Source organism: Bradyrhizobium manausense (genome assembly GCF_018129685.1).
Taxonomy (GTDB): domain Bacteria; phylum Pseudomonadota; class Alphaproteobacteria; order Rhizobiales; family Xanthobacteraceae; genus Bradyrhizobium; species Bradyrhizobium manausense_D.
This window is the reverse complement of sequence record NZ_JAFCLG010000008.1, coordinates 234,407-250,501: the sequence shown is the minus strand read 5'-3', so window position 1 is coordinate 250,501 and position 16,095 is coordinate 234,407. Positions and strand designations below refer to the sequence as shown.

At 64.3% G+C, this 16,095-nt stretch carries 17 protein-coding genes and 1 pseudogene; 10 read left to right on the top strand and 8 right to left on the bottom strand.

Going from position 1 to position 16,095, the window contains the following annotated elements:
- From JQ621_RS20935 to JQ621_RS20925, 3 genes are all read left to right on the top strand, one after another.
- Nucleotides 1-696, top strand: a complete 696-nt coding sequence (locus tag JQ621_RS20935; RefSeq protein ID WP_212236557.1) for a hypothetical protein — start codon at nucleotides 1-3, stop codon at nucleotides 694-696.
- A gap of 124 nt (nucleotides 697-820) precedes the next feature.
- Nucleotides 821-1,933, top strand: coding sequence for an NADH:flavin oxidoreductase/NADH oxidase (locus JQ621_RS20930; protein WP_212236556.1), 1,113 nt, complete (start codon nucleotides 821-823; stop codon nucleotides 1,931-1,933).
- A 223-nt stretch (nucleotides 1,934-2,156) separates the two neighbouring features.
- Nucleotides 2,157-2,567 carry a hypothetical protein gene (locus JQ621_RS20925; protein WP_212236555.1) on the top strand — a complete coding sequence of 137 codons (411 nt, stop codon included), beginning with the start codon at nucleotides 2,157-2,159 and terminating at the stop codon, nucleotides 2,565-2,567.
- 166 nt (nucleotides 2,568-2,733) lie between these two features.
- Here the strand turns inward: JQ621_RS20925 and JQ621_RS20920 are convergent, their stop codons facing one another.
- The 4 genes from JQ621_RS20920 to JQ621_RS20905 form a co-directional block, all read right to left on the bottom strand.
- Complete coding sequence (locus JQ621_RS20920) at nucleotides 2,734-2,979, bottom strand: PilZ domain-containing protein (RefSeq protein ID WP_212236554.1); 246 nt, start codon at nucleotides 2,977-2,979, stop codon at nucleotides 2,734-2,736.
- A gap of 260 nt (nucleotides 2,980-3,239) precedes the next feature.
- Nucleotides 3,240-4,616, bottom strand: coding sequence for a DUF2235 domain-containing protein (locus JQ621_RS20915; RefSeq protein ID WP_212236553.1), 1,377 nt, complete (start codon nucleotides 4,614-4,616; stop codon nucleotides 3,240-3,242).
- Between the two features lie 284 nt (nucleotides 4,617-4,900).
- Entirely contained in the window at nucleotides 4,901-5,248 is a 348-nt protein-coding gene (locus JQ621_RS20910) for a hypothetical protein (RefSeq protein ID WP_212236633.1), read from the bottom strand.
- Entirely contained in the window at nucleotides 5,241-5,405 is a 165-nt protein-coding gene (locus JQ621_RS20905; protein ID WP_212236552.1) for a hypothetical protein, read from the bottom strand. The genes JQ621_RS20910 and JQ621_RS20905 overlap by 8 nt, the downstream gene beginning before the upstream one ends.
- A 139-nt stretch (nucleotides 5,406-5,544) precedes the next feature.
- Between JQ621_RS20905 and JQ621_RS20900 the strand changes: the two genes are divergently transcribed.
- From JQ621_RS20900 to JQ621_RS20885, 4 genes are all read left to right on the top strand, one after another.
- Nucleotides 5,545-5,841, top strand: a complete 297-nt coding sequence (locus JQ621_RS20900; RefSeq protein WP_212236551.1) for a hypothetical protein — start codon at nucleotides 5,545-5,547, stop codon at nucleotides 5,839-5,841.
- A gap of 121 nt (nucleotides 5,842-5,962) precedes the next feature.
- Complete coding sequence (locus JQ621_RS20895) at nucleotides 5,963-6,271, top strand: hypothetical protein (protein WP_212236550.1); 309 nt, start codon at nucleotides 5,963-5,965, stop codon at nucleotides 6,269-6,271.
- A complete protein-coding gene (locus JQ621_RS20890; protein ID WP_212236549.1) occupies nucleotides 6,268-6,564 on the top strand; it encodes a hypothetical protein in 297 nt (98 codons plus the stop codon). The genes JQ621_RS20895 and JQ621_RS20890 overlap by 4 nt, the downstream gene beginning before the upstream one ends.
- Before the next feature lie 365 nt (nucleotides 6,565-6,929).
- Entirely contained in the window at nucleotides 6,930-7,208 is a 279-nt protein-coding gene (locus tag JQ621_RS20885) for a DUF1488 family protein (RefSeq protein WP_212236548.1), read from the top strand.
- Nucleotides 7,209-7,215: 7 nt separating this feature from the next.
- Here JQ621_RS20885 and JQ621_RS20880 read toward each other — a convergent pair whose 3' ends face one another.
- The 4 genes from JQ621_RS20880 to rpmB form a co-directional block, all read right to left on the bottom strand.
- Nucleotides 7,216-7,596 (bottom strand): hypothetical protein, encoded by a 381-nt coding sequence (locus JQ621_RS20880; protein WP_212236547.1) that lies wholly within the window; start codon nucleotides 7,594-7,596, stop codon nucleotides 7,216-7,218.
- Between the two features lie 424 nt (nucleotides 7,597-8,020).
- The gene (locus JQ621_RS20875) at nucleotides 8,021-9,031 is read right to left on the bottom strand and encodes a phosphoadenosine phosphosulfate reductase domain-containing protein (protein WP_212236546.1); all 1,011 of its coding nucleotides are present in this window, start codon (nucleotides 9,029-9,031) and stop codon (nucleotides 8,021-8,023) included.
- A 22-nt stretch (nucleotides 9,032-9,053) separates the two neighbouring features.
- A complete protein-coding gene (locus JQ621_RS20870; RefSeq protein WP_212236545.1) occupies nucleotides 9,054-9,677 on the bottom strand; it encodes a hypothetical protein in 624 nt (207 codons plus the stop codon).
- A 186-nt stretch (nucleotides 9,678-9,863) separates the two neighbouring features.
- Nucleotides 9,864-10,169, bottom strand: coding sequence for a 50S ribosomal protein L28 (gene rpmB / locus JQ621_RS20865; RefSeq protein WP_212236544.1), 306 nt, complete (start codon nucleotides 10,167-10,169; stop codon nucleotides 9,864-9,866).
- Between the two features lie 598 nt (nucleotides 10,170-10,767).
- Between rpmB and JQ621_RS20860 the strand changes: the two genes are divergently transcribed.
- The 3 genes and pseudogenes from JQ621_RS20860 to JQ621_RS20850 all read left to right on the top strand — a co-directional run.
- Complete coding sequence (locus JQ621_RS20860; protein ID WP_212236627.1) at nucleotides 10,768-11,592, top strand: DUF3108 domain-containing protein; 825 nt, start codon at nucleotides 10,768-10,770, stop codon at nucleotides 11,590-11,592.
- 779 nt (nucleotides 11,593-12,371) lie between these two features.
- A complete protein-coding gene (locus tag JQ621_RS20855) occupies nucleotides 12,372-15,773 on the top strand; it encodes a helicase-related protein (protein WP_212236543.1) in 3,402 nt (1,133 codons plus the stop codon).
- A gap of 10 nt (nucleotides 15,774-15,783) precedes the next feature.
- Nucleotides 15,784-16,050: pseudogene (locus JQ621_RS20850) on the top strand (RNA-binding S4 domain-containing protein); the annotation flags it as partial.
- Nucleotides 16,051-16,095: the final 45 nt, after the last annotated feature.

Here is a 16,095-nt window from a genome sequence, read left to right as displayed (position 1 = left end):
ATGCCGCATCGCCGCGCCATCCTCGCCCTGCTCCTCGCACTCGCCGTCTCGCCGGCGCTGGCGACGGCCGAGCACAAATACGGCAAGGGCGAATACGCCATCATTCTCGGCGGCAAGGCGCCGAACGGAAAGCTCTCCGTTGCGGCGCATGGCGAGGGCGATGCCGGCTCGGAGAATTTCCGCATCTACCTGATGGCGGAGCCGGGGCATCGCAAGCTGATGACGCTCGACAACGTCAACGACGACAACATCCTGGACTCGGCCCCGGATGCGTTCCACGCCGCGTGGTCGGCGGATTCGCGTTACCTCGCGGTGTCGTTTCGCAGCGAGCGCCACATCGTCACGCTGAACATCTACGCCGTTGGCGGCAAAGCTGCGAAGCCGATCGACGGGCCGGACCTGTTCCGCGACGTCGCCGGCCGCACCGTCGATGCCGCCAGCGACCTCGACATGCGCTCGTCCATTCCGCAATTCACCTGGCTCGCGCCGCGCCGCTTCCATCTCACTGACTATCGCGTGTTCGTCGCCGACGACACCAGGCTCGCCGACAGGCTGGGTCCGCTCGGCAAGGTGTCGAAGCGCGATGGTGGCGGCAACCTCATCGAGTTCTCGGCCGAGGCCGATGGCGAGATTCTGCCCGACGGCAGGATCCGGATGGGCAAGCCGCAGCCGGGGAAGTTCGAGGATTCGCAGTAGGCGCGCCGCTCCGCATGCATGGCCCCGCGATCCGCCATGCCGCTCGCGCATCTCGCAATCCGCCGTTCGCCCACCTACACTTCATGCAATTGCTTCCATCCCTCCATCTTTCGGATTCCCTTGCATGAGCGCCCTGTTTTCCCCGATCAAGCTGCGCGGCCTGACGCTGAAGAACCGCGTGGTGGTGTCGCCGATGTGCCAGTATTCGGCCGAAGACGGCGTTCCCACCGACTGGCATTTCACCCACATCAACAATCTGGCGCTGTCGGGCGCGTCGATGTTCTGCATCGAGGCCACCCATGTCGAGGCGATCGGCCGCATCACGCCGGGCTGTCTCGGGCTCTACAGCGACGCCTCCGAGGCCGCGCTGAAGCAGATCCTCACCTCCGTGCGCAAGCATTCGTCGACCGCGATCGCGATGCAACTCGCCCATGCGGGCCGCAAAGCGAGCAGCGCGCGGCCCTGGGACGGAGGCCAGCTCATTCCGCTCGACCAGGGCGGCTGGCAGACGGTGGCGCCGTCGGCGATCCCGCACAAGGACGGCGAGGCGGCGCCGCTCGCACTTGATGGCGCGGGCCTGAAGCGGATCCGCGAGGCGTTCGTCGATAGCGCGAGGCGCGCGGAGCGCATCGGCATCGACGCGATCGAGCTGCACGGCGCGCACGGCTATCTGCTGCATCAATTCCTGTCGCCGATCTCGAACAGGCGCACCGATGAATATGGCGGCTCGCTCGAGAACCGCATGCGCTTCCCGCTCGAGATCTTTGAGGCGGTGCGCGCCGTGTTCCCGCACGACAAGCCCGTGGGCATGCGGGTCTCGTCGACCGACTGGGTCGAGGGCGGCTGGGATCTCGCCCAGACCATCGAATTTGCGAAAGCGCTGAAGGCGCGCGGCGTCGACTGGATCGATGCCTCCTCCGGCGGCGTCTCGCCGCTGCAGAAGATCACGCTCGGCCCCGGCTATCAGGTCCAGTTCGCGGATGCCATCCGCCGCGAGACCGGCCTGCCGACCATCGCGGTCGGCCTGATCACGGAAGCCAGGCACGCGGAGGAGATCGTCGCATCGGGCAAGGCCGACATGGTCGCGCTCGCCCGCGGCATGCTCTACGATCCCCGCTGGGGCTGGCACGCCGCCGCGGAAGTCGGCGGCGAAGTCGAAGCCCCGCCGCAATATTGGCGCTCGCAGCCTTCGACGCAGAAGGCGCTGTTCGGCAAGACCACGTTCGGGGCGCGGTAGCTTGTTCGCCGCCAAATTCGCAACAGGTCGTCATGCCCGGGCTTGTCCCGGGCATCCACGTTCTTGATGCCGCGACCCGAGGCGTCATGCCCGGGACAAGCCCGGCGATGACGGAGAGCGCCTCGTCATCATGTAACCTCACGCATCCGTAACTCTCCTTACCTTCCACCCCGGCCGAAATGGGCCTAACCTCCATCCATCCTGGGCATCACGGAGGTGCGCCATGCGGTTTGGCGTTCGCAAGACGGCGCACATTTTCGAACGATTGGGCCTCGCGATGGCGGGCGCCGCGTGCGGGCTGTTCGTCGGCGCCTATGTCGGATCGGCTATTCCTGCGCTCACCACGCAAGGCTTTCTGCTGCTCATGATGCTGCTCGGCATCGTCGGCTTCTATCTCGGCATCGACACGCCGCAGTTGCCCTTCGACGACGCGCACAGCCAGATCGATGCCGCCGAGCTGCTGAGCTCCGCCGGCACGCTCTGCGCCACACTTTCAGCGCTGGTGTCCGTCGCCGTCATCGTGCTCCGCCTCGATCCGCACGACGCGCTGACCTGGCTGGTGTTCGCCGGCTGGATCGGCGGCGTCGCGATGCAGATCGTCGCGGGGGCGAAGGCGCGGATGCGGAAGGCGTGAGGTCGCCCAGAATTCCGCCGTCGTCCCGGCGAAGGCCGGGACCCATAACCACCGAATTGAATTCGGCGAAGGCTGATAATGACCAGTTCGCACCACAACTTTTGCTGCGGAGTATGGGTCCCGGCCTTCGCCGGGACGACAGCGAGTATGTGGCGACCAGCGCCCCCTAAAACACCACGCCCACCCGCGAGCCGCGCTTCCAGGCGATGCGGCAGCGTTTCCTGGTGTTGACGTGCAACAGCTCGAACCGGTCGGGGATCTTCACCTGTCCGCCGAGATCGACGCAGGCCCCGCCGGGCGAATAGTCGATCAGCGTGCAGACGATCACGGGCGCGCGCGGGTCGGTGATGATCTTGGCCTGGCGGGAGACCAGGCCGGCAGGTTTCACACGGGCATGTCGACGCGGATGCATTGGCACTCTCCTCCAATACCGCGGACAACGCGGTGGGCTTGGGGAGCAATGATGGCGCGGAGTCTCTGCGATCAGGCTAAGGCGGGCGGGAGAATTTTAATGAAAAGTGGCGGCGAACGGAGAAAACGGCGGTAACGGGGTGCCACCCTCCCCTGGAGGGGGAGGGTCGATCGCGCACAGCGCGAGCGGGGTGGGGTGATCTCGCAACACGGGCAGTGCATGTGAGGAGAGACTGTCACCCCACCCCGTCTCACATTCCGCTAGCGCTCCATGTGAGCCGACCCTCCCCCTCCAGGGGGCCCTCCAGGGGAGGGTGGTAGCGAGCTCACGCTCTCCGTCGGCAGATCCGACCCCGGCGCCACCGGCATCGGCACCGTCACATAGGTCTTCGGCAAATTCACCGGCCGATATCCAGCGTCCGCCTCCATTCGCTTCACCACGCTCTCATGCACATGCGCGCCCTCGGGGATGACGCGCGGCTCGCAATCCGGAATGTACCAGCCCCACCACACCTTCCTGTCGGGCCATTCCTTGTAGGTCGCGCGCTTCGGCAGATATTCCAGCACGCGCCAGGCCGCGCTCATCGAATCGTGCAGCGGGCCCTTCTCGGGGGTGTACGCCGGCGCGACATATTTGAACGGCGAGTTCTTGCGGTCGTGGCCCCAGGCGAGCTGGTTCACGGTGCTGGTGTTGAAATGCAGCCCCGCTTTGGTTGCCTCGTCGATCATCCACACAAGCGGATATTTCGACTCCGCGCTCGTCTCTTCGGGATAGCCGCCGCCGACGTCGCAATGCACGCCGGCGAACCACACCTGCAGGATATCCTGCGGCACCTTCTTCTCGTCGGGCACGTAGCGGTTGCGCCAATAGTCCTGCGGTTCGTCATACGCCTTCAGGCGGAACATGCAGCGCCGCTCGTCGATCGCGATCGCCTGGCGGAAGATGTTGACGCTGGGGTTGACAAGCGTGAAGGCGAGCTCCTCCAGGCTGAACACCAGGAAGAACACGTCGCGCCGCGGCACGATCACGCTCGCCACCGTGTCCCAGACGCCGATGAAGTGGATGGTCGGCCAGCGCGTCGAGGTGATGCGCGCGAATTGCGCGGCAAGGTCGAATGCGTCCTTCGGCAGCGGCCCCTGGTCGTCGACGGCGATGTCCTTGACGTCCTCGATGTCGTTGCCGCGCCCGGTGCCGGAATATTGCTTGTAGGCGACGAGGCCCGAGCCTGCGAGGTTCGCCTGCTCCGGCGAGATCAGCCCGATCTTGTGGATCAGCCCCGCCAGTACGCGCACCGTATAGGCGCCGCGCGAAAAGCCGAACAGGTAGATCTTGTCGCCGGGCGCGTAATTCTCGACCAGGAAGCAATAGGCACTGAGTACGTTGTCATCGAGCCCGTAGCCGGTGGCCAGACCCAGCACCAGCTTGATGTTCGACTTCCACCTGTTCCAGGTCGACGGCTCCGTCACCGTGCCGACGCCGGGATCGTAGAACACCATCTGCCGCGGCTGCGTCTTCCCGGTCTTGCGCAAGCAGCGATAGAGCTTCAGGACGTTGGAGATGTTTTCCGAGATCTCGTTGCCGGTGCCGTCACAGCAGACGACGAGGTTCTTCGGCTCGGGTTTTGCTTGATACTCCACGGGGTGCGCCTCCGGGTGATGCTACCGGGGCGAGTATAGCGCAAATGCCGGGCGGCTGGGAGACGAGGGGATACTTACCCTCCCCTGGAGGGGGAGGGTCGATCGCGCGCAGCGCGAGCGGGGTGGGGTGATCTCTCGACGCGGGCAGTGGTCGTCGCGGAGGGACCGTCACCCCACCCCGTCTCACATTTCGCTGCGCTCGATGTGAGCCGACCCTCGGGCGAGCTACGCTCGTCCCGGACCCCTCCAGGGAGGGTCAGCGCACGTCGCTTTCTGAAAGGACGCTACTTCTTCTTCCCCGGGCCGAAATCCGGCTGCCACACCGCGTCCTTGCGGCTCGGCGCGGCGGCGATCACCTTGGCTTTGTCCTTCTTCGGCTTCTTGGTTTCGCGGTTGCCGCGTTGCTGTCCCTTGGCCATGGCATCAAGCTCCTTTGGAGGTTTGAGTTCGTCCAGTTCGTCCGATTGCAGCACGCGGCCGCGCGGCGTGCAGACGCGCACGTCCACGAAGCCGTCGCGCTGCAGCTTCCGCGCCAGCCGCAGCGCCACGGTGGCGTTGCTGCGGCCGTGATTGGCGGTGCCAGATTCGCCGGTCGCCCAGATCAGATAGGGCACGCGGACGGGCCTAGCCATGGAACAGGGTCGCGATGCAAACGAGAAGCAGCAGGAACAATGCGGCGTCGATGCGTGGAAAGATCCATTCCGAGGCGGCAAGTCGCGGCATCGCATGCTCCTGCGCGAGCACGACGCGCGTCGTGCCCTCATGACTGGTATCCCGGCGGGAGCGCACGTGACCCTCAGTCACCGGTCGATGCCGTAGCGGAAGATGCGGTGATGGACGCGACCCTACGCCCGCGTCATGCCAATAGCGAGGACTAAAACGCGATAGCGCTGGCTATTGCCGCCCATTGAGCGCATGGTCGCGGCCCATGACTGATGTTCCCGTCGATCTGGACAAGCATCGCGGCATGGCCGCGCAGAAGGCGACCGATTTGCGCCGCGCGCTGGCCGAGGTCGAGAGCAATGTCCGCCAGCTGCGCGAGCGCGAGGCCGATCTCGAAAACCGCCTGATGACCGTGCCCGCCGCCTCCTGGGCCGAAGCCGCGGTGAAGGCGCGCTATCTCCTCAACCTCTACGCCGCAAGCCTTCCCGCCGAGGACACCCGCCACCGCGCGCTGGTGACGGCGTTGTTCGACGATTTCGCAAGGCTCGGCGGCGACAGCTGAAACGCCGCACCCTCGCGCGCGCGCATCGTGGCGATAGTGCTGGCTATTGCCGCGCGATGCGCCCATGCTCCGGCCGCAGCAGCGTCGGTTGGGGCACCCACCTTTCGAAAGGCAGGCATGCATGTCCATCCGCTCGCGACGCGAAACCATCACGTTCAACCATCCGTTCCGCATCCGCGGCATCGATCGCCTGCTGCCCGCGGGCGCCTATGAGGTCGTCACCGACGAGGAGATGATCGAGGGCCTGTCGTTCGCGGTCTGGCGCCGCGTCGCCACCATGATCACGGTGCCGGCCGAAGGCGGGCACGGCATGACGGAGATGCTATCGATCGGCTCGGTCGATCTTGCCGACGCCCAGGCCCAGGATGCACAGACCAAAGACGCGCAGGCGCAAGACGTGCAAGCCACCAACGCAAAGGTCGCGTCATGACGGATGTCCCGGTCGATCTCGACAGCCATCGCGGCATGGCCGCACAGAAGGCGACGGATCTGCGCCGGGCGATCGCCGTCGTCGAGGCCCATGTCAGGGAGCTGCGCGAGCGCGAGTCCGATCTCGAAGAGCGCATGATGGCGGCGCCCTCCGCCTCGTGGTCCGAGGCCGCGGTGAAGGCACGCCATCTGCTCAACCTCTACGCCGCGCGCCTCCCCGGCGAGGACACGCGGCACCACGCGCTGGTGACGGCGCTGTTCGACGATTTCGCGAGGCTCGGTGGCGACGATTGAAGGCAGACGCGGCGGCGCGCGTTGCCCGCCTCTCCCGCTCGTGGGAGAGGCCGACGCGCCCCGGGCGATGCTGTGCCCGTGGACGCAGGTGCGCGCAGCTGTCTTCCCGGCGAAAGCGTGCGCGTGGAAATAGGTGCGCGAATTGAAAACAGGTGTGCGAATTGAAAACAGCCGTCGTCCTGGCGAAAGCCAGGACCCATAACCACCGAAGCGAATTGTTGCGGAGACGTGTGCCACATCGTGCTTCGACAACACCGACCGGGGCAATGGGTCCTGGCCCCCGTGCGCAATTGCGCACTAGGCCAGGACGACAGCGCGGCGAGTTTGCACCGTGTCGCGGAGACCCCGCTTAGCAGGAGTAACCCATGAAGCTCACCCCCGGCCGCTATATCGGCCACGAACAGGACCGCGGCATCGTCCAGTTCTCGATGCAGGACGGCCCCCACGAGATCGCCTGCGCGATCTCGACCTCGGCGCTTGACGATCTCGAGCGCGGCATGCGCACCAGGCCCGACGAGCGCGAAGCCCAGTTCATCCGCCTGCGCGAGCAGATCGAAGCCTGCGCGGGACGCAAGTATCAGGCGACGGAGTTCGAAGGCTCGCCGCCGGGCATCGTGCTGCGGAGCATTGATTTTCGGGGGTAGGGGGAGCCTACTTCGGTGGCTCTTGCGGCTTGCCCTGGAACTGGATGTTGCACTTCTTTGCGATCGAGGCCTGCTCAATCGCAACCATTTGTCCCTTCATCTGCCCAAGTTCGGCGGCGGTTTGTTTATCACCGCCGACCAGGAACGCCGCGGGCCAGAAAATGACGACAGCAACACCTGTCGCAACCTGATCCTTGGTGCGCTGACTGTCTTGGGCTCCGGAGAGTGTCGCGGCTCTGGCGGACACCGCCTGCGCCTCGAGCGAGAGTTGTTGGCAGTTGTATTGTTGATACTGCACCGGCGAGACGTAAGTAGCCGTGATGTCAGATGATGAAGAAGCGCAGCCAGCAAGCGCGGTCGCAAAGACCGCCACGCTCAAATAACGCATAAGAAGATCCCCAGCCGGAAAAACTCGACCCAAGCGCAACCAGTGCGCGAGATCAATAGGACCTTCGCTGAGGTGGTATTAGTACGGGGACAGCAGGTCGTCGTGTCGAAGCAGGCGGTCGCTGGATACGCTTGGCTGTTTGATCCGCGGCAACGTCGTTTGATCGTCTAGTTCTCTATGCAGGACGGCCCCCACGAGGTTCCCTGCGCGATCTCGACACTCCCCGCTCGACGACCTTGAGCGCGGCATACGCATCAGGCCCGATGAGCGTGAAGCCCAGTTCATCCGCCTGCGAGAGCAGATCGAAGCCTGCGCGGGAGGCAAGTATCACGGGACGCAGTTCGAGGGCTAGCCGCCGGTTGCGCGTCAGCGGTGCTCAAGTCATTCAAGGTCGTCTGCGGGCTTGAACTGTTCGATCTTTAATCTATCGCCTGAAGGCCAAGCGAGCAAAATGGTCCATAGTCCAGAGAGAGGCAATAACACCGCGTTCCTCAGTGTCGATGATTGTCGTTCCAGATAAATCTTCAAGCGAGTCGACTCTCTTGAGAATCTCCTTACGGGCATCGATCGTAAATGGGCCCAATCCGGCGCTCCCGTTACGTCTTGTCTTCCATCGATTAGCTGGATCATTGCGAAACTCTGCAAGCCAATCTCGAAATGCCAGGAATGGCTTTAGCTGAGAATGTCCAGATTTTATTAGCTCGCTTGCTGATTTGTCTTTCCGAACTACTGTGCAGGTCCAACATCCAAATCTGCCCGAAGCACAGGGCGGAGCAGTTGGAGCTTTGATCACGGGGCATTCGCCTGATGCTCCGCGGTATAGTGCTTCCAAAGCAGACCTATCTAATGCCGTCGGAAGAGATAGGCCGAAGATGGCATCCCATACCTCCGGCACACTCATCTCCACAATAGGCAGAAAAAGGTCATAATCCCCTTTGCCCTCTCGCTGTTTCTGCCAATAGAGATTGGCACTCAAAGCCAGTGCGCGATCTCGCTGTCTGCTTTCAGACTGCCTCAAACCCAGGACGACGACTGTGTCGTCTGGGTTCTGTTTCGCGATGAATTCCGAGACGGGCTTTATCCGCAATCCGGTCGTACACCATCGGAAGCTATTGGTGGGCGGCGGGTATCCACGTCCTATTATTCGGACGAAGAAGCGATCAGGAATTGGAGCTTTGAGTAGCTCTATCTTGATCGATAGCTCAAGCTGAGCGAATTCCTGCTCGGCCTGTTGGAGAAATGCCTTGGCATAGACGTCCAGCACCGGATTCTCGACGCCGGTATCGCAATAGATCAGGGTTATTCGAGACAGTCTGACCTTCGTGCGACGGTACGCCGCGAGAAAAATCTTTAGTGCAGCAGACGAGTCTTTTCCGCCGGAGAATGCGATGATCCAGTGTGCTGTGCTTCTGGCGCGTATTGCCTCAGCAGTCATTTCGATTGAGAGGAGTACCGGGTCATTTATCAAGAGCGTTTAGCCGCTTCTCGACCTCGGACTTGTATTTCAGGTCGATCACTTCGAGCTGCTCTGCACCGATTCCGATTTGACGAGAGGTGCTTACAAGAGAGCCTGCGAAGGAGACGACCGCAATTAAAACAAAAACCATACCCGCCGGGAAAGCTTCTTCGATCTTCAGATAGAAGAGCAGCATTGAAACGAGAAAAAATAGCAGGGCTAAGATCGTGGAGTCCGCACACGAGGTCCATATGACGCCATTGGCGTAGGCCAAGCTTGCTTTTTGTTTGAGACTCTCGTCGCTGTCGATCAAGCTAAAGAAGAGCGGTCGCAGCTTTTTCCAAGTGTATCGATCCTTCTGATCCGGATATCCGGTGATTTTGACGAGGCCCTCGCGCAGTCGCTCGACGACGCGCTTGTGATGATATGCGTTCGTCCATTTGCGAAGCGGCGTGACATAGTAGAGGGCAGCGGGAATGACCACGATTGGGAGATACGTCGACTTTTCGAAGTCTGGAAGCGTGGTAGACCAAAGCCCGGTCAACTGTCCGAGGAACTTAGCATAGAGAAGCATTAGCGCGGCTGGAACGACGAACCGCACGAACTTCAACAAACTCAGTGGCACCTAAAAACTCCAACGTATCGATTCGTGCCTGCAAACATTAATTGAAGAAATTCAAGATAGTTACTTTTAAGCGAGTAATACAACAACAAAAACGGCCGGACCTTCCGATCCGGCCGCAACGCAAAACTCTACTGGCTAAGCCTACGCCACGCGACGCAACCTAGCCCCCGCCCAATCAGGAAATTCTTAGCTGGCCTTCTTGACCGGCGCGTCGCCGACCTTCTTCTGGATGGCGCGCTTCAGCTCGAGGGCGCGCGGCGACAGCACGTCGGCCTTGGCCTTGAGCAGGAAGGCGTCGAGGCCGCCATTGTGGTCGACGCTCTTCACCGCGTTGGTGGAGACGCGCAGGCGCACGTTGCGCTCCAGGGCTTCGCTGATGAAGGTCACGTTGACCAGGTTCGGCAGGAAGCGGCGCTTGGTCTTGATGTTGGAGTGGCTGACCTTGTGGCCGACCTGGGGGCCCTTGGCCGTCAGTTCGCAGCGGCGAGACATGGCAAAAATCCTTCCGTCTAAACCCCCAATGCTTGCGGCCGCCATTCGGGGCGCCACGGGGGCAAATTCTTTCGTCCTTGCAGGGAGCGGGCGGACGTATAGGGGGGAAGGGGCGGGTAGTCAAGGATTTGGGGCGGGGTTCGTGCCCCACAACAGGTGTCATCGCCCGGCTTGCCGCCTTCGCTAAAGCTACGGCGGGCCGAGCGCCCCCGTGGGCCTCGGCGTAGCCTTGGCGGAGCCGGGACCGGGCGATCCAGTATCCCAGAGGCCTTCGTTTGGGAGCTCGTCCCCACCAGATCCGTCCCGGCGTACTGGATACCCCGCTTTCGCGGGGTATGACAGCGGAATGGGCGGGTAAGGTGTGCGCCCCTGACGCATTCCCCAATCATCAAAACGGCAATGTTTAAAACCCCTTACCATCACATAAAGGGCGCAATCGCCGCCGAATAGTCCGCTGGGTTCCCGGCTTCTGACGCCTGCAAGCATTGCTTCGCGCAGCAACCGGCTTAAGTAACAACCACACGCTTCCCGATCGGATCGTCTCGTGCACACGTTTCCCCTCTTCTCGCCCCGGCTGCGGTCGGCCGGCAGGCCGGCCTTGGCCGCTGTCGGCGCCCTGGTGCTGGCGTGGGGAGGATTGGTTTGGGGGGCTGCGCCTGCAGCGGCGCAAGGCAAGCTCGAGGCGCAGTATGAGGCGACCTTGTCCGGCATTCCGGTCGGCCGCGGCGCCTGGAACATCGATATCCAGGACGACGTGTTCTCGGCGGCCGCTTCCGGCGGCACGTCAGGCCTCCTGAAATCCTTCGCGGGCGGGTCCGGCACCGGCGCCAGCCAAGGGCGCGTCGTCAACGGCGTGCTGGTCGCCTCGGCCTACCAGGCCTCCACCACCACCTCGAAGAAGACCGAAGAGATCCACATCACCCTCGACAAGGGCAATGTGAAGGAGTTCGGCATCGTGCCGGAGCCGCCGGTCGATCCTGACCGCATCGTCGTCACGGACGCGCATCGGCGCGGCGTGTTCGATCCGATGACGGCCTCGCTGGTGCGCGTCCCCGGCACCGGCGATCCGCTATCGCCGGAGGCCTGCCACGGCAGCGCGCCCGTGTTCGACGGCCGCATGCGCTACGAGCTCAAGCTCGATTTCAAGCGCATGGAGACCGTGAAGGCCGAGAAGGGCTATCACGGCCCGGTCGTGGTCTGCGCGCTCTATTTCGTGCCCGTCGCCGGCTACATCCCCGATCGCCCCGTGATCAAATATCTCTCCGCCCAGCGCAACATCGAGATCGCGTTCGCGCCCATCGCGGGCACGCGCATCCTGGTGCCGTTCTGGCTGAAGGTTCCGACGCCGCTCGGCCCTGCGATGCTGGAAGCGACCAGCTTCATCACCACAGCCCAGCCGCCAAGGGTGGCGAAGACGCAGTAGGGGCCTTAGGCCGCGCGCTCCACCCACCGCCGTCATTCCGGGGCGCGCCCCTTTGGCGCGAGCTATGGTGCGCAATTGCGCACCTGAGAATCCATCGGGCCGCAGTGCTTGTCTCGCCATGGATTCCGGGTTCGTCGCTGCGCGACGCCCCGGAATGACGAATGGAGGGGCGTCGTAAGCAATATCAACGACTTGCCTACTGTGCATGGGGTTGTTTTCTTGGGCCTGGGCTGCAGCATCAAAAATCCCGGGAATCCATTTGACTCCTGCCCGATTCTGATTCGACTCCGCGCCATCCCCAACTTAAGGAAATCCGTCACCAAATCGTCCCTTGTGCGACGGCCCAAAACTCCATCTAGTGCGAGGGAAATCAGAGTCCCGCGACATGTTGCGTGAACGTAACAGGACTCACCGGGGAGTCTGCGATTCGGCCGCGATTCGTTCTCAAGTCGTTCCGAAGCTTAAGCGCACAGGAAAAAGCGTCGCAAAGTGAGACAGTTGCGCGAGGTTTGGGGAGGCTGCTCCCACACGGTCGGTGTCATCGCCCGGCTTGACCGGGCGATCCAGCACGCCGAGGCGTTTGTGGTTGAGCCGGCGGGGCCGCGGCGTACTGGATGCCCCGGTCCCGGCTCCGCCAAGGCTACGCCGAGGCCCGCGGGGGTGCTCGGCCCGCCGTAGCTTTAGCGAAGGCGGCAAGCCGGGGCATGACAGCTCGGCATCCCTTCGCCCCAGATAGCCCTGACATTCGCCCCCATCAGCCATTACCTAACCCGGCAGACATGGCCTTTTCCTCCTCCCCCTACGCTTCCGAGCGCGCGCCGTCCGATCGCGTGCCTGGCGCCGGCGTCACCGCGGTGCTCGGGCCGACCAACACCGGCAAGACCCATCTCGCCATCGAACGGATGCTGGCGCATTCCTCGGGCCTGATCGGCCTGCCGCTGCGCCTGCTGGCGCGCGAGGTCTACAACAAGATCGTCGCCCGCGTCGGCGCGGACGCGGTCGCGCTGGTGACCGGCGAGGAGAAGATCAAGCCGAAGCACCCGCGCTATTGGGTCTCCACCGTCGAGGCGATGCCGCGCGATCTCGACGTCTCCTTCCTCGCCGTCGACGAGATCCAGATCGCCTCCGACCTCGAACGTGGCCACGTCTTCACCGACCGCATCCTCAACCGCCGCGGCCGCGACGAGACGCTGCTGCTGGGCGCAGCCACCATGCGCCCGATCATCGAGCGGCTGTTGCCCGGCGTCTCCATGATCACCCGGCCGCGCCTGTCGCAGCTGGAATTTGCCGGCGACCGCAAGATCACGCGCCAGCCGCGCCGCACCGCCATCGTCGCGTTCTCGGCCGACGAGGTCTACGCCATCGCCGAGCTGATCAAGCGCCAGCATGGCGGCGCCGCCGTCGTGCTGGGCTCGCTCAGCCCACGCACGCGCAACGCGCAGGTCGAGATGTTCCAGAACGGCGACGTCGATTATCTCGTCGCTACCGACGCCGTCGGCATGGGCCTCAATCTCGACGTCGACCACGTTGCGTTTGCCTCCGACCGCAAGTTCGACGGCTACCAGTTCCGCCGCCTGACGCCGGCCGAGTTCGCGCAAGTCGCCGGCCGCGCGGGGCGCGCCACGCGCAACGGTACTTTCGGCACCACGGGCCGCTGCGGCCCGTTCGAGCCGGAGCTCGTGAACGCGCTCCAGAACCACATCTTCGAGCCAGTGAAGATGCTGCAATGGCGCAACGCGAAGCTGGATTTCTCCTCGCTCGGCGCGCTGCAGGTCTCGCTCAACCTCGCCCCCGGGCACGACACGCTGACCCGGGCGCCGATCGCCGAGGACATGCGCGTACTCGACCACGCCGCCCGCGACGTCGAGGTGCGCGATATCGCGCATGGCAAGGAAGCCGTGGAACGGCTGTGGGAGGCCTGCCAGGTCCCCGACTACAGGAAATTGTCGCCGGCCGCCCATGCCGAACTGGTGACGACGCTCTATGGCTTCCTGATGCAGAAGGGCTGCATCCCCGATTCCTGGTTCGCGGCCCAGATCGACCAGGCCGACCGCGTCGACGGCGACATCGACACGCTGTCGGCCAGGATCGCGCAGATCCGCACCTGGACCTTCGTCGCCAACCGCCCGGACTGGCTGAAAGACCCCGAACGCTGGCAAGGGACCGCGCGGGAGGTCGAAAATAAATTATCGGATGCGCTCCATGAACGCTTGACTGAGCGTTTCGTTGATCGCCGGACCAGTGTATTGATGCGCCGCCTGCGGGAGAACACGAGCTTGAATACGGAAATCGGCAAGACCGGCGAAGTCATCGTCGAAGGCCATGTCATCGGCCGCCTCGACGGCTTCACCTTTGCACCGGATGCGGCGGAAGCCGGCTCCGATGCGAAAGCCTTGCAGGCTGCCGCGCAAGCGGTGCTCGCCGGCGAGATCAATGCGCGCGCCGAAAAGCTGGGCAACGCGCCTGACGATCAGTTCGTGCTGACGTCGGACGGCACCATCCGCTGGACCGGCGATGCGGTGGCGCGACTGACTGCCGCAGAGGAGGCGCTGCATCCGCGCATCCGCATCATCTCGGACGAGCGCCTGACCGGCGCTCCCCGCGAGAAGGTGCAGGCGCGGCTCGACCTCTGGCTCAAGACGCATATCGAAAAGCTGCTCGGGCCGATGTTCGAGCTGTCGAAGGCCGAGGACGTCACGGGCATCGCCCGCGGCATCGCCTATCAGCTGGTCGAGGCGCTCGGCGTGCTCGAGCGCCCGAAGATCGCGAGCGAGCTGAAGGATCTCGACCAGCCCTCGCGCGCGACCTTGCGCAAATACGGCGTCCGCTTCGGCGCCTATCATATCTATTTCCCCGGTATCCTGAAGCCCGCCGCGCGCGCACTGGCTGCGCTGTTGTGGGCGCTGAAGCAGGACAATGTCGATCTGTCGGCACTCTCGGGCGCACAGCATCTGGCCTCGTCGGGGCGCACCTCGTTTCCGGTCGACAAGGCCCTGCCGCGCGATGCCTATCGCGTGCTCGGCTACAAGCAGGCCGGCGAACGCGCCGTGCGCGTCGACATCCTGGAGCGTCTGGCCGATCTGATCCGCCCGGCGCTGGCCTGGCGCGAGAATTCGCCCGGCGAAAAGCCCGCCGGCGCATTCGACGGCCGCGGCTTCGTGGTGACGCAGGCGATGACCTCGCTCACCGGCTCCGCCGGCGAGGATTTCGCGTCCGTGCTGCGCGCGCTCGGCTATCGCATGGAGAAGCGCGCGCCGCTGCCGCCGAAGCCGGCCGCGCCTGTGGCTGCGGAGACGCCTGCGACTGAGGCGTCCGCCGAGACGCCCGCGACCGAGGAGGCCGCAGCGCCTGTTGCGGATACCGCGATCGAAGCCACTGCCGAGCCGGTGACCGTCGAAGACGCCCCCGGCATGGAGCAGCAGGACGAGCCCGCGCCCGAAGAGCCGGCGTTCGAGGCCTCGCCCGAAGCGCCCGTCACGCCCGAAGATGCCCCCGGCATCGCACCGCCGGCGGAAGAAGCCGCTGCACCCGCGGAGGCTGCCGTTGAAGCTGCTCCCGCCGAGACCGCTGCAGCGGAAGCCGCCGCATCTCCCGATGCCGCCGCGCCTGTTGAAGCTGCTGCCGCGCCCGCGGAGCCCGAGCTCGTCGAAGTCTGGCGTCCCGGTGGTCGTCACGAGGATCGCAAGCCGCGTCACGAGCGCCATCGTCACCAGCGCCACCATCAGCGTCCGCAACAGGCGGGCGCCGAAGCGGGTGCTGCGGCGCCGGCTGAAGGCGAGGCCGCACAGTCCGCGGATGGCGAGAAGCGCAACGAGCGCCATCGTCATGGCGGCGGCCATCGCAGGGATGGTGCGCGGGACTTCCGCAAGCCGCGCGAAGGTGGCGCCGAGGGCGCGCCGCGTCCGGAAGGGCGCGACGACCGCAACCGCAGCTTCCAGGGCAAAGATCGCGACAACAAGGATCGCAACCGCGACAACAAGAAGTTCGCCGGCGATCGTGACAAGGGCCGCGACAACAGGGGCCGCGATCGCGACAAGGGCCGCGACCGTCAGGGCGGTCCGTCGCTGCGGCCCTACGCCTCGAGCGCGAATCCGCGCGAGCGCGATCGTCCCGCCGATCCGAACTCGCCGTTCGCAAAGCTCGCCGCGCTGAAGGAGCAGCTTTCCGGTCGCAAGGAGTGATCCCACGACCGAGCGGCAGCGCCTCGACAAATGGCTGTGGCACGCGCGGGTGGTGAAGGCGCGCACCTCGGCGGCTGAGCTCATCGAGTCCGGCCATGTCCGCATCAACGGCACGCGCGAGAAATCGCCGGGCCATGCGATCAAGATCGGCGACGTCGTTACCGTCGCGCTCGATCGCACCGTGCGCGTGTTGAAGGTGACCGGCTTCAGCGAGCGCCGCGGCGATGCAGCTTCTGCGCGCGTGCTCTACGAGGAACTCGGTGAGCGCAAAGAGTAATTAATTGCGCTTCGAGTTCATTTCTTGGTCGATCAATCGCGCAAA

Bases quoted from the DNA above. Each gene is read 5' to 3' on its own strand.
- JQ621_RS20910 (WP_212236633.1), bottom strand. From the start codon at position 5,248: ATGGCTAGGCCCGTCCGCGTGCCCTATCTGATCTGGGCGACCGGCGAA.
- rpmB (WP_212236544.1), bottom strand. From the start codon at position 10,169: ATGTCTCGCCGCTGCGAACTGACGGCCAAGGGCCCCCAGGTCGGCCAC.
- JQ621_RS20885 (WP_212236548.1), top strand. From the start codon at position 6,930: ATGAAGCTCACCCCCGGCCGCTATATCGGCCACGAACAGGACCGCGGC.
- JQ621_RS20930 (WP_212236556.1), top strand. From the start codon at position 821: ATGAGCGCCCTGTTTTCCCCGATCAAGCTGCGCGGCCTGACGCTGAAG.
- JQ621_RS20935 (WP_212236557.1), top strand. From the start codon at position 1: ATGCCGCATCGCCGCGCCATCCTCGCCCTGCTCCTCGCACTCGCCGTC.
- JQ621_RS20920 (WP_212236554.1), bottom strand. From the start codon at position 2,979: ATGCATCCGCGTCGACATGCCCGTGTGAAACCTGCCGGCCTGGTCTCC.
- JQ621_RS20900 (WP_212236551.1), top strand. From the start codon at position 5,545: ATGACTGATGTTCCCGTCGATCTGGACAAGCATCGCGGCATGGCCGCG.
- JQ621_RS20925 (WP_212236555.1), top strand. From the start codon at position 2,157: ATGCGGTTTGGCGTTCGCAAGACGGCGCACATTTTCGAACGATTGGGC.
- JQ621_RS20875 (WP_212236546.1), bottom strand. From the start codon at position 9,031: ATGACTGCTGAGGCAATACGCGCCAGAAGCACAGCACACTGGATCATC.
- JQ621_RS20880 (WP_212236547.1), bottom strand. From the start codon at position 7,596: ATGCGTTATTTGAGCGTGGCGGTCTTTGCGACCGCGCTTGCTGGCTGC.
- JQ621_RS20895 (WP_212236550.1), top strand. From the start codon at position 5,963: ATGTCCATCCGCTCGCGACGCGAAACCATCACGTTCAACCATCCGTTC.
- JQ621_RS20855 (WP_212236543.1), top strand. From the start codon at position 12,372: ATGGCCTTTTCCTCCTCCCCCTACGCTTCCGAGCGCGCGCCGTCCGAT.
- JQ621_RS20890 (WP_212236549.1), top strand. From the start codon at position 6,268: ATGACGGATGTCCCGGTCGATCTCGACAGCCATCGCGGCATGGCCGCA.